This window comes from Chitinophaga horti (assembly GCF_022867795.2).
GTDB lineage: Bacteria > Bacteroidota > Bacteroidia > Chitinophagales > Chitinophagaceae > Chitinophaga > Chitinophaga horti.
The window spans coordinates 965,293-977,664 of sequence record NZ_CP107006.1 but is presented as its reverse complement, the minus strand read 5'-3'; the positions used below and the strand labels follow the sequence as shown (position 1 = coordinate 977,664).

Sequence of the window (12,372 nt, the reverse complement as noted above, 5' to 3'; positions counted from 1 at the left end):
TTTTCGGTTTATAGTACGCGGCGTGTATACTTAGTTATACGCGCCGCTTTTTTTCGTTTAATAGAGATGATGCGGTTGCAGTGAGTGACACAACGGCGGCCTGATAGCAGGCCCATGGCTGGTTTCCAAAGACTGGTACGGATGAAAGGTAATTTTCCGTGTTAAAAGAAATAAAAAATACACCTTCGGAGTATTGAATTACGAAAAGTATCGTACATTTGTTTACGAAGATATTCGTACATGAGTAATCCGGGCAGGAACGGATCACTTAAACCTTAAACGATGGACGCTGTAAAGAACATTAAGCCGACGGAAAGTGAACTGGAAATTTTGGGCATCCTTTGGGAGAAAGGCCCGAGTACTGTGCGGGACGTGCATGAGATATTGGAGCAGCGCAAGGAAGCAGGCTACACCACTACCCTCAAACTCATGCAGATCATGCACGACAAAGGGTTGTTAAGCCGCGACACCAGCAGCAAGACCCATATTTACCAGGCGCTTGTTTCGCAGGAAAAAACACAACAACAACTATTGAACAAAATGATCGATACCGTTTTTAACGGCTCCGCGAGCCAGCTTGTAATGCAGGCTCTCGGTCACCACCGCTCTTCCCCGGAGGAGCTGGATGCCATCAGGCGTTATCTTTCAGACATGGAGAAAAAGCAAGAATAGCTACCAGTTTAAATTTTTTGCCATGACCTCGCTGCTTCCTTTTACTGCGGAAGTCATCCGCGCCTTTGGATGGACCCTTTTGCATTCCTTTTGGCAGGCCTTTGTCGTATTCGCCTGTTTAAGGATCGTACTCAAAATATGGCCGGCGGCCAGTTCCGCAGCTAAATACCATTTGTCGTTCCTGTCTTTGGCGGGTATCTTCACATGGTTTGTCGCTACTTTCAGCCGACAATTGCTGGCCATTCGCGAGTCGCAGCTAACGATGCAGCTGGCAATGGACACACCGCTTCCTGAGTGCGGCGTAGCCAACCTGCCTGCCGCACCTGCGGCAACCGGTACGGTAGGGCTCATACCCGGCATGGAAGTGTACTTCCCCGTATTGGTAGGCATCTACATTGTAGGTGTGGTGGTCATGACCATCAAACTGGTGCTGGACCTTGCACAGTTACAGCAAATACGCCGCAACGTACTGCTGCGTATGGACGACGCCTGGAGCACACAGGTCGACCTCCTGAGCCGCCGCCTGGGCATCCGTAAAAAAGTACAGTTACACATTTGTGCATCCATCCAGGTGCCGGTGATGATCGGGTTCCTGCGCCCGCTGATCCTGCTGCCTGCCGCGATGGTGAATAACTTAAGTACCGACCAGCTCGAAGCCATCCTGCTCCACGAACTGGCACACGTAAAACGCCATGATTACCTGTTGAATATCTTCCAATCCATCGTAGAGACCATCCTGTTCTTCAATCCTTTTATCTGGTGGATATCCAAAAACATCCAGATAGAAAGGGAGCATTGCTGCGACGACCTGGTAATTGCCAGCACCGTACAGCCCCTGCACTACGCCAAGGCCCTGGTGGCACTGGAAGAATACCGCCTTACCACCAACCCGATGGCCATGGCGATTGCGGACAACAAACAATACCTCTTTCACCGCATCAAACGAATCATGGAAATGAAAACTAGTCACCGTAGCTACAGCCAGCAATTTTTGGCTGTACTGATCATACTCACCGGCGTTGCTTCCATTGCCTGGCTCAACCCGGCTCAAAAGGATCAGCCTACAGAAACCGTAAAAAAAGAAGATTGCGTAACGACGCCTTCCACCGAACCATGTGTAGCAGTTGAACCAATTGTTATGGCGGTACCGCCTGCTGTACCGGAAACACCGCCCGTGGTGCCGAGCGCACCGGCCGCCCTTACCACCACAGACGTTTCAACAGCAGCGTGGTATGATACAGTACCTGGCGGCAAGATCGTCATCACCGACGATAAGGGCAATGTGAAAACATACAACAGTATCAGTGAAATGCCTGAAGCGGACCGCGTTCGTATGCAGGAGCAGTTTATCAAAATGCAGCAAGCACAAGAAAATGCGCGTGAGCAACGTCAGCAACTGCGTGAACAAATGGCGCTTCAGCGCGAGCAACTGAAGATTAGCCGCGATCACTTCAAAGCAACACAAGAGGCGATGGCAAATGCTTACAAGAATGTTGATTTCAACCAGCTGAAGCAGCAGATCGCCGAAGCGCAGAAAAACATAGACTGGGAAAAGATGGCGAAGGACGCCGAGAAAGCCTATAAAAGCATTGATTGGGAAAAGATGAGTAAAGAAACGGAGAAAGCTTTTAAACAGGTAGATTGGAAAAAGATGGAGGAGGACTTGCAGAAAGCTTACAAAGAAGTAAACTGGCAGAAGATCGACGAGCAGATGCAACAAGCGTTCAAGGGCATTGACCAGAACTTCAGCGCGCAGGCCAATGCACACCGTAAGCTGTCGGAAGCAGACCGCAAACGCCACGAAGAACTGGCCGTGAAACAACGCCAGGCATTTGAGAAAGCGATGGAGCGTTCGGAGATCCACCGGAAAGAAGCCTCCAAACATGCGGAAGAAGCCAGGGAAAATATGAACCGCAGCTTCGGAGAGCGCAACCAGTACAACCTGCTACTGAACGAACTGGCTGCCGACAAACTGATCGACCGCACCAAGTCGTACGAGATCGAGAAGAAGGACGGCGAACTGTACATCAATGGCACCAAACAGCCCGCCGACGTGCTGAAGAAATACGAACGCTATTTTAAGTCTGACAGGGTAACCCTGAAAGGCGACCACACCAATCTGAACATCGACGTACAACAATAAGTTTTTTTATACCGCCATTCTAGAACGCCGTGCCTCTTCAGGCTGCGGCGTTTTTCTTTACATTTCGTTATCTTTACCAAAACAGACATGCCGGCTATGAGAAAAGATATATTACTGGCCCTTTGTATGGGTGCCAGCCTCCCTGCGATGGCGCAGGAGACCCAGGTTAACCTAAGTGTAAAGGACCAGGTAACCATTGTAAAGAACAACAAGGCCACGCCAGTTAAGAGCCAGGATATGACAGGCACCTGCTGGTGCTTCTCCACCACCTCCCTGATCGAATCTGAATGCATGCGCAAGGGACAGGAGCAGCCTGATATTTCGGAAATGTTCAGCGTACGAAATATCTATCGTGAAAAGGCGGAGAACTATATCCTGCGCCAGGGTTACGCTCGTTTTGACGAAGGCGGCCTGGGCCACGACGTGATCAGGGCCATCGCCCGGTACGGAGTGGTTCCGGAAAGCGTCTATTCGGGCCTTAAAGACGGGCAGACGGCGCACAATCACGGCAAGCTTGTCAGCACCCTCAAAACTTACCTCGACAGCGTATTAAAGCTTAAAAAGCCAATTCCTGCTAACTGGGAAGATGGTGTAGACCAGATACTGGATAATGCGCTTGGCAAAGCGCCCGCCAATTTCGAGTACAATGGTAAAAGCTATACCCCGCAAACCTATGCGAAAGACGTGCTGAAGTTTACGGAGAGCGACTATGTTAACCTGACCTCTTTCACACATCATCCGTTTTACCAGCCGTTCGTAGTAGAGGTTCCGGACAACTTTTCCAACGGCGCTTATTACAACCTGCCGCTGGCGGAGTTTGTGGATGCGGTGAAGCAGTCGATCGGTAAAGGCTACACCATCATGTGGGATGCCGACGTAAGCAACCGTGGCTTTAAAATGGAAAAAGGTTACGCCCTCTCTCCTGCCGGCGACAGCATTCCGGCTGCTACAGGATTTAAACCGGGCATGGCGGAAGTGCAGGTTACACCGGCTTACCGGCAGCAGTTGTTCGAAAGCCTGGTTACCCAGGACGATCACCTGATGCATATTACCGGTTTGGGCAAAGGTGATGGCGGAAAGGATTACTTTATTGTGAAGAACTCCTGGGGTACAAAAACGCCGAAAGAGGGCTACATCTATGTTTCCGAGCCTTACTTCGCAGTTAATACCGTAACGGTTATTGTACCGAAATCTTCGCTCGACAAGGCGTTGCTGACAAAGTTAGGGATTAAATAACTGATAGCCTTTCAGGCAGACAAGCGCTGGTCCCTTTGGGGCCGGCGCTTTTTTTATAGTTGAATTGATGTGTGGGTATTGGGACTTATCGCGTTAACGCGAATATCGAACGAACGCTTTGTGTGTTGCCTTAGCGATGTATATCGAACGACGTGTAATGTCGTTACCCTAGCGGAGTATCTCGAACGAAGTATAATGCTGCAGCTCCCCTTCTTTGATATCAAGCCCTGTGACTTTAGCTGCCGGGGGGCCTTGTTTGCACCATTCGATGAACGCTTCCATGGCTGCTGCCGGCGCTTCGGCGGCGATCCATACATGGCCGTCGGGTGTGTTTTTAACTGCGCCTTTGATTTGGAGGCGGTCGGCGGCGGATTTGGTGGATGCGCGGAAGTAGACGCCTTGCACGCGGCCTGTTACAAGTATTTCGCGGTGGAGAATTTGCATGCGGCAAAACTAATTGAAAAAACATAGCCGGAAGAAACTTGTTCATCCGGCTATGAAGCGAACGGCCTTGGGGAAGAGCCACTGCTGTTAAGGAATGGCGGTCAGGTTGTGAGGGCACACAACAGGACGGCCACCTGTTTGGGAGGTATAGGGTTTAGGACATATATGGATGGAGAAAGAAAAATGGACCAGGTAAAAAGCCAGGTGCCGGAAGGAGTTTGTAACAACCGGTCGGCAAGCCGTTCCGGCTGTTACAAGATGGCTCCTTACTGTCTTCGGTGCGAGAGAAAACAGCCTATTCAATGCACCGGGACAGATAACTTTTGGAAGAGTTGCGCGGCCTGTTTCACGAAGACCGTGCGTCCATCCGAATAAAAAATAAAGAATTGGGAAGATCCTCCTTCTGGCTCCTGCACTTCATGTACCTGTATATGTAGAGTTGGATGAAAGTAAAAGTATTCTACCGTGGCAGGGTTCACATTTCTTCTCATCATTTCCAGGTGAAAGCCGGCTTTAGCCAGGCCTGCAAACATTTCCATTTCGGGGGTTGGGGTTGTTTGACTTTCATGACCTGTTTTAATTGCCACCCATTCCATGCAACACGGTATTTTAAGCGTTAATGTCTTTAAGGTTAAATTGGTTAATGAGCCTTAGGGTTTTTAGAGCGGTGAATCGCGTTGGCGTCTGCATTTATGGCTGTTTAACACCTACACTTCACGATCATTTTTCACGTTCTCTTTCATGCCTTTTCATAACTTTATACGTTTTGAATCTTGTATTTCCCTACTACAATGCGTTTCCTGCTGCCTCGGTGTATACACCGCCAAGGGTTACAGTTTGGCGAGTATACTGCCGGCCGGGTTACGCTGTGCGTTAACGCATTTCATTCTGCGAAGCACACTACCTCTACGCTACTTGTTGACGCATGCAGCACTGTTACTTTTTGCCGAACACACCACCTCTACGCTAGAGGTTGACGCATGCAGCACTGTTACTTTTTGCCGAACACACCACCTCTACACTGCATGTTGACGCACTACATTTTGCCGAACACGCTCCCGCCCTACCGGCTACGCTGCATGCTCGTGCTCATGGCGCTGATGCTCATCCTGCTGCCCGTGCCCCTGCTGTTGATGCAATGAACGCGCTTCGTGATGGAACAAGGGCCCCTCCGCAGATTCATGATTACCGAACATAAACTCGCGTACAATTTCGTAAGAGCCGCCGGCAGCCGGACGCTTCAACAGCGTGAAACTATGGCAATGAAAACTTCTTACGAACAGCTTATTCTCGAAGTGAGGATATACCTGGTTGAACGACGCCGTAGCAATCGCCCTCGCCAATGTAATATGTGGTTTGAAACTATGCGCCTTCAGCTCAAACAACTGCAGCACACGCCGATGCAACTCCTCTACGGGTTTGGGGTTAGCCACGTTCACATAAATGGTGCGTTTATGCTCACCGTGCTTGAAATGATCTACCCGGGAGGTGTAAATCGTAAACGCTGAAAGCTCGTCAGCCAAGGTTCCCAACATCCGGGTGAAAGTGTCCTCGTAACGGTCAGGGAATTCGGAACGGAATAACGAAATATGCGCTTTGGAATGCAATCCCGTATAACTTCCGATCTCGTTCGCGATCATCCCCTTGAAACGCTTCACATCCGCCGCGGTTTCAGCGTCAGGGCTAATTACCAATAGATAATCGTATAGTGCTTCTTCCATCATAACAAAAGCAATTTAACAATACGAATATACTAACTATTTTGGGAAATACTAATTTTTTTAGCAAGAAATGCTAAAAAAAGTTGCGCCTGGGGAGCGCAACTTGTCTGTATTATTTAGAAGCTTTTAACGATCGCTGCGAAGTCAGCCGCCACCAGCGACGCACCACCGATCAAACCACCGTCTACATCAGGGCTGGAAAACAGTTCTTTCGCATTGGAAGGTTTCGCGCTGCCACCATAAAGGATGGACAGACCCAAAGCAGCCTCGCGGCCATATTTACCGGCGATCTGCGCGCGAATGAACGCGTGCATGTCCTGCGCCTGTTGAGCGCTGGCGGTTAAACCGGTACCAATCGCCCAGATAGGCTCATAAGCAATCACCACGTCTTTCAACTGCTCGGCCGTCAGGTGGTACAGGCTCTCTTCCAGCTGCTTAGCTACATACTCGTTCTGTGTTTCAGCCTGGCGAACTTCCAGCGGCTCGCCGCAGCAGAAAATAGGCTTCAAACCGTTTGCCAGCACGAGATCTACTTTTTTAGCCAGGGCTTCATTACTTTCTTTGAAATACTCCCTTCTTTCTGAGTGACCAAGAATCACGTAATCCACACCAACGGATTTCAGCATTTCCGCAGATACTTCGCCGGTAAAGGCACCGGATTTCTCGGAGTAGCAGTTCTGGGCTGCCAGGTAAAAACCGGGATGGTGCTGGAGCAGCGATTTAGCCTTTGTAAGATACGGGAACGGCGTCGCCACCACTACTTCCTGACCCTCTTCCAGCTTAAGGCCAGCCGCCAGTATATCATTGATCAGTTGTTCACCCTGCGCCAATGTCAGGTTCATTTTCCAGTTTCCTGCTACAATTTTCTTTCTCATTGTTGTTTAAAGGAATTTATGCGTTTACTATTTTTGACTTCTTTGCGCCTCAAAGATATACGTCAGCATGCGCTTTTCCATGTCCGACAGCGTTTTTCCTTTCAGCTGCATCCACGACTCCGCATCGCGCAACGCTTCCGCCAGCCGGTAGGATGCGTCCACATTGGTTCCCCACGTAAAAGAGGGTACAAACTTGGGGGGAAAATCGCTTCCGAATACATTGGCCGATACGCCCACGACGGTACCGGTATTGAACATGGTATTGATCCCACAACGACTGTAGTCGCCCATCAGCACGCCACATTTCAGTCCGGCCGACCAGGCTTCTTTACGCCCCTCCATCCACACACGCACTTCGCGGGCATTATTCTTAAGATTCGAGCAATTGGTACTGGCACCAAGGTTACACCACTCACCAATCACCGCATCCCCCAAATAACCATCGTGCCCTTTATTGGAATGATCGAAAAACACGGTATTTTTCACTTCGCCCCCAACTACACTATTGGCGCCAATACTCGTAGCCCCATAGATCTTAGCTCCCATCTTCAACACAGCTCCTTCGTCCATCGCCAGCGGCCCACGCACGAGGCAGCCTTCCATGATCTGGGCATTTTTGCCGATGTATATAGGGCCGGTGCTCGCATTCAACACGCTGCACGCTACAGCCGCACCTTCCTCGATGAAAATGTGCTCCGGATTCACCACCTGGTTCGAGGCCGGTATCACTGCTGATACCCTGCCTTCCGTAAGTATTTTAAAGTCCTGCCGGATGCCGTAGTCATTCAATTGACTAATATGCCAGGGATAGTCGATTCGTTTGATATCGCCCTCAAAATTGCGCCTGCCGCCCACTGAAGGTTGCAGGAAGTCAAGGCCACTCACTACTTTGGCCAATAAACTGCCGTCTTTATACAACTCCTCTCCATTCTGCAAGCTCTTCACAACTTCCACCAGCTCCGCCGTAGGCAATACATGCCCGTTCAGCAGGATGTTTATATCGCCGGTTACCAGGGGGTACTTTTCCTGCAAATAGGGAACGGTAAAGTGACTGAGGGTTGCATTTAACAACCTTTCCCACTTCTGCTGTATAGTGAGCAGGCCCACTTTACAGGCTGCGGCCGGCCGCGTGTGGGTGAACGGGAACAACAGGTCCCGGTCCGGTGTATCAAAAAGGATGTAATTAGGGCTCATATGGCTAAAATAAAAAATCCCATCGATAGCTTACCGATGGGATCGTAATTATTTAAAAAAGACGAATTAAGCCTTTTTCGCGTAGCGTTTGTTAAACTTGTCGATACGACCTGCAGTATCCACCAATACGTTTTTACCAGTGTAGAACGGGTGAGAAGTATTGGAGATCTCCAGTTTAATAACCGGGTACTCGTTACCATCTTCCCACTTCACAGTTTCTTTAGAAGGCGTGGTAGAACGGCTCAAAAAGCTAGTACCGTTTGACATATCTTTAAAAACGACAAATCTGTAATTTTCCGGATGAATTCCCTGTTTCATATCAATAATTTGTAAATACGGACTGCAAAGGTAAGATATTTTTTTTAGTCTCCTACTTTTTTTCCGAAAAGAATATAAATCTAACCGACAGGACTAGCTCTTCATGTTCACGAACTGCAGGGGAATGCCCAGGTTCGCGCCCTTCATGAGAGCGATAACTTCCTGTAAATCATCTATTTTTTTACCGGTAACGCGTACAATATCATCCATAATCGCCGCCTGCACCTTCGTACCGCTGTCTTTGATCAGCTTTACCACCTTCTTGGCGTCTTCCTGTTTGATACCGTTGCGTACAGGCACCTCTTTCTTCAATACTTTACCACTCTGGTAAGGCTCGTTACTCAGGTCGTAAACGTTGGCGTCCACGCCCTGGCGCATACTACGGCTGATCAGCACGTCGATCACCTGCTGCAACTTCATGTCCGATTCCACTTCCAGGCTCAACTTAAAATCTTTCTTGTTCAGCTCGATGCTCACATGGGAATCCTTAAAGTCGAAACGCGTAGTGATCTCTTTCTTTACGGTGTTGATCGCGTTGTCGAGCGTTTGCCCATCTATTTTGCTGACGATATCGAAGGACGGCATTCTTTGGCGTTTTTTAGGTTAAATGCGTTTTACCGCGTCTGCAAAGATAAAAGAAAAAGCAGGCAAATCGCCTGCTTTTCCTGAACACATTTATACTTTGATGATATCATCCTTTTTTGATGGTGCCCCGGCCGGACACATGCTGTGAAACCGCTGCATTACCCGTATAGGTTACATTGCCTGCACCAGATATGGCAACGTCCAGCTTTTTCTCCGCCCTTATACGCACGTCCCCACTGCCGGAAATAGCGATCTCGGTATTGTTGGTAGATAAACCTTCCGCCTCCACAGCGCAGCTGCCGGAGATGGCGATTTCGGTCTTGTCGGCCTTACCGCGGAACTTCATTTTACCGGAACCGGAGTTGCTGATCTCGAGGCTGCCCGTCTCTACATCAAGGTCTGTTTCCAGCGACCCGCTAAAGGCAACTTCCAGTTTGTTGGAACGCAGCTGGCCTTCACTGTAAAAGCCCCCCTTGCCGCTGGCCGCCAGTTCTTTCAGCTCTTTCAGGGTAATATACACGTTGATCTGTTTCGTCGGGTGAATATTGAAACCTCTTTTAGTACCGATGCCTAAAGAGTTACCCTCCACTTTGGTCTCGATGTAGGGCAACAGGTTATCCTCCGCCTCTATCTGCACGGAATAGCTATTGCCCTGCTTAATGTATACTTTATAATTGCCGGAGGTAGCGATGCCACTGAATGAGTCGTGGCTCCTGTTTTCCTTTTTTACATTACCGTTACCATTTACTTTTTCACGGCCCTGTTTGAATGACGAGAAGAATAAGGCCATCAGTGCGAACGGTATCCAGTAGTACAAAGCTTCGCGTGTTTTCATGACAATAAGTTTAATGAGGTTTTAGAATGGTAGTTTATTATCGGCGGCAGCGCCGGTCCCGGACACAAAGCGGAATGGCGAAGTGCCTGTTTCCGTCACCGGCTGCTGCCGCAGGTTTTATCAGTTCGTTTTAAACGTAACATCCGAGTAATTACACTTCACCTGTACAGGTACAGATCCTGCCCCACTGATGCCGGAGTAATCCAGCTTGCCACCTTTCCGCACGCTGGTTACATTTTTCATGGCCAGGCCGCCGGTACTAATGTCGCCATAGTTCACACTGGCGGTGATACTAACCGGGAGGCTCTGGGCAACACCCAATGTTACATCCGAGTAATTACCATTGAAGTGGAATGACTTCAGTTGCGTGCCTGTCGATTTGATACTGACATCGCTGTAATTCACGTTAAAGGTACCCTCCGTTTCCAGGTGATCGATCCGCAGATCGGTGTAGTTGGTGCGGGCATCTATCTTATCTACATGCTCCAGCCGGAAGTCGTCGTAATTGGCGGTGAGCGACAATGATCGGATGGAACCAAGCTTGTAATCGCAATTATTACTACGCATGGTCAGTGTACGGGCTTCTTCCAAACGGAAAGAAGAATAGTTCACTGTCAGTTCAGCGGATTGTATCTTCCCCAACTTACTCTTGTCGCAATAATTCGCTTTCAGTGACAGGTAATCGGCAGACTCCACATCGAAGTAACCATAGCTGATAATGATGGCGGTAGGCGATGTAAGTTCGCGGGCCAGTATATCTCCAAAAGCATTTTCCAGGGTGATGTTTTTTAGCTTGCGCGGTATATACACCGTATAATCTATGTTTACGTACTGCTTACCGTTTTTACTGGATCCGAATATCCATTTGTTGCCACCGGTTTTGTAGTTGCTCGATAATACAATGTCTCCCCCGCTGCCGCCTTCTTCTATATCCACAGCCGCAGCCATGGCCTTCGCGTCACTTTCGTTCTTACCGAAACCGGTAATTGCGATCGATGCTTTTACTTCGTTTTTATCCCAAAGGTTGATAACGATCTTACCGTATTTGTTAGTGATCTTTAAAGCACTGGCAGCACTGGCTGCAAATGTCTTTTCCACCATACGAACGCTTTGTTGATCGCCTTCCGCAAACGCCAGGGCTGGTAAGAATAACAGGAATAATATTTTAAATTTCAGCGTCATACTGTTGGATCTTTTTAGGTGTTGAATGTCGCTCATGCTCTTCAAGTATTTTGTCCAGCAACTCCAGTTTCATTTTGTAATACCGGATCATGGCAGCTCTGATGCGCTCGTTGCCCGGATTCGCCTGTAGCTCCTTTTCAAGCATGAGGTAGGTGTCGTTCTTTAACTGCAGCTCGTTTCTCACGGTACTATCCAAACCCAGTTCGGGGGCAGGATACGCATTGATCAACTCCAAACGCTGCTCTATCTGGTTGGTATAATACACGCCGGCTTCGTCTATTTCCGGGATCATCACATGCTGTTGCTGCTGGCTCTTATATTGCAGGAACTGCATCAAAAAAACACTATTGATAAGGATCAGGCAGGCCGCCGCAACTTTTAACCAGTGACGTCCCAAAGCGCGTACAATACCCACTTTGCGTTTTACCGACAATTGCTTTTCCAGCTTCTCCCACAGCAAGGGCGATGGCCCCTCTTCCTCAAACGCTGACCGGTTATCCCGTATGAAATCTTCCATTTTCATCACGCTACTGTTTTTTGCTTTACAATCCCTCTCACTTTTTCTTTTGCACGCATATATTGTGTTTTGGCGGTTGATTCCGTTATTCCCAATAACTCGCCGATCTCGCGGTGGGAATAATCTTCGAACAGGTAAAGGTTCAACACGGTGCGATAACCGTCCGGCAACTGCGCAATCGCCTCTTTCACCAGTGTTACCGACAAGGCAAACTGCACTTCATCTACTTCCGCTTCGCCGCTTACATGCTCCTCCTCCACTTCTTCGAAATACACTTTCTTCTTGCGCAACTGCGACAGGCAATGGTTTACCACAATCCTTTTGATCCACCCGCTTAAACTTGCTTCCTGCTGAATCTTACCTATGTTATTAAACACCTGCACAAACGCTTCCTGTAACACATCTTCCGCATCAGCCGAATTCCCCAACATACGAAGGCATATATTATACATCGCCTTACTGTATGCATCGTACAGCTCACGGTACGCCCGTACATCACCCTGTCGGCAACGATATACCAGTTGATCTGTTAGGAGGTTTGTTGTCAAGCGATTTAAATGTGTTCGTATTAAAGACGCCAGCCTTAAAAAAAGGTTGCATTCCCAAAATAAAAAAAGAAGCGTGACCTGCGAAAGGCCACGCTCCATCCA

Annotated in this window: 14 protein-coding genes; 3 read left to right on the top strand and 11 right to left on the bottom strand. The window is 48.8% G+C overall.

The window, feature by feature from the left end:
• Positions 1-282 precede the first annotated feature (282 nt).
• From MKQ68_RS04155 to MKQ68_RS04145, 3 genes are all read left to right on the top strand, one after another.
• A complete protein-coding gene (locus tag MKQ68_RS04155; protein ID WP_264282205.1) occupies positions 283-672 on the top strand; it encodes a BlaI/MecI/CopY family transcriptional regulator in 390 nt (129 codons plus the stop codon).
• A gap of 22 nt (positions 673-694) precedes the next feature.
• On the top strand, positions 695-2,815 hold the full coding sequence (locus tag MKQ68_RS04150; RefSeq protein ID WP_264282204.1) for a M56 family metallopeptidase: 2,121 nt from the start codon (positions 695-697) through the stop codon (positions 2,813-2,815).
• 96 nt (positions 2,816-2,911) lie between these two features.
• Complete coding sequence (locus MKQ68_RS04145) at positions 2,912-4,051, top strand: C1 family peptidase (protein ID WP_264282203.1); 1,140 nt, start codon at positions 2,912-2,914, stop codon at positions 4,049-4,051.
• Positions 4,052-4,219: 168 nt separating this feature from the next.
• On the opposite strand, the gene MKQ68_RS04140 is transcribed toward MKQ68_RS04145, so the two are convergent.
• From MKQ68_RS04140 to MKQ68_RS04090, 11 genes are all read right to left on the bottom strand, one after another.
• On the bottom strand, positions 4,220-4,495 hold the full coding sequence (locus tag MKQ68_RS04140) for an acylphosphatase (RefSeq protein ID WP_264282202.1): 276 nt from the start codon (positions 4,493-4,495) through the stop codon (positions 4,220-4,222).
• 299 nt (positions 4,496-4,794) lie between these two features.
• Positions 4,795-5,091, bottom strand: a complete 297-nt coding sequence (locus MKQ68_RS04135) for a hypothetical protein (protein WP_264282201.1) — start codon at positions 5,089-5,091, stop codon at positions 4,795-4,797.
• 474 nt (positions 5,092-5,565) lie between these two features.
• Positions 5,566-6,219, bottom strand: coding sequence for a 2'-5' RNA ligase family protein (locus tag MKQ68_RS04130; protein ID WP_264282200.1), 654 nt, complete (start codon positions 6,217-6,219; stop codon positions 5,566-5,568).
• 113 nt (positions 6,220-6,332) lie between these two features.
• Positions 6,333-7,091: a triose-phosphate isomerase gene (gene tpiA / locus MKQ68_RS04125; protein ID WP_244841487.1), complete on the bottom strand. Its 759-nt coding sequence runs from the start codon at positions 7,089-7,091 to the stop codon at positions 6,333-6,335.
• 27 nt (positions 7,092-7,118) lie between these two features.
• Entirely contained in the window at positions 7,119-8,285 is a 1,167-nt protein-coding gene (locus tag MKQ68_RS04120) for a putative sugar nucleotidyl transferase (RefSeq protein ID WP_264282199.1), read from the bottom strand.
• Positions 8,286-8,351: 66 nt separating this feature from the next.
• Positions 8,352-8,552 carry a type B 50S ribosomal protein L31 gene (locus MKQ68_RS04115; RefSeq protein ID WP_432803732.1) on the bottom strand — a complete coding sequence of 67 codons (201 nt, stop codon included), beginning with the start codon at positions 8,550-8,552 and terminating at the stop codon, positions 8,352-8,354.
• Positions 8,553-8,696: 144 nt separating this feature from the next.
• A complete protein-coding gene (locus MKQ68_RS04110) occupies positions 8,697-9,188 on the bottom strand; it encodes a YajQ family cyclic di-GMP-binding protein (RefSeq protein WP_244841490.1) in 492 nt (163 codons plus the stop codon).
• Positions 9,189-9,294: 106 nt separating this feature from the next.
• Positions 9,295-10,023, bottom strand: coding sequence for a head GIN domain-containing protein (locus MKQ68_RS04105; RefSeq protein WP_264282197.1), 729 nt, complete (start codon positions 10,021-10,023; stop codon positions 9,295-9,297).
• A 120-nt stretch (positions 10,024-10,143) separates the two neighbouring features.
• Positions 10,144-11,205 (bottom strand): DUF4097 domain-containing protein, encoded by a 1,062-nt coding sequence (locus MKQ68_RS04100; RefSeq protein WP_264282196.1) that lies wholly within the window; start codon positions 11,203-11,205, stop codon positions 10,144-10,146.
• The gene (locus MKQ68_RS04095) at positions 11,189-11,728 is read right to left on the bottom strand and encodes a hypothetical protein (RefSeq protein ID WP_264282195.1); all 540 of its coding nucleotides are present in this window, start codon (positions 11,726-11,728) and stop codon (positions 11,189-11,191) included. The genes MKQ68_RS04100 and MKQ68_RS04095 overlap by 17 nt, the downstream gene beginning before the upstream one ends.
• Positions 11,728-12,369 (bottom strand): RNA polymerase sigma factor, encoded by a 642-nt coding sequence (locus MKQ68_RS04090; RefSeq protein ID WP_264282194.1) that lies wholly within the window; start codon positions 12,367-12,369, stop codon positions 11,728-11,730. Before MKQ68_RS04090 ends, MKQ68_RS04095 begins: the two co-directional genes overlap by 1 nt.
• Between the last annotated feature and the right edge of the window lie 3 nt (positions 12,370-12,372).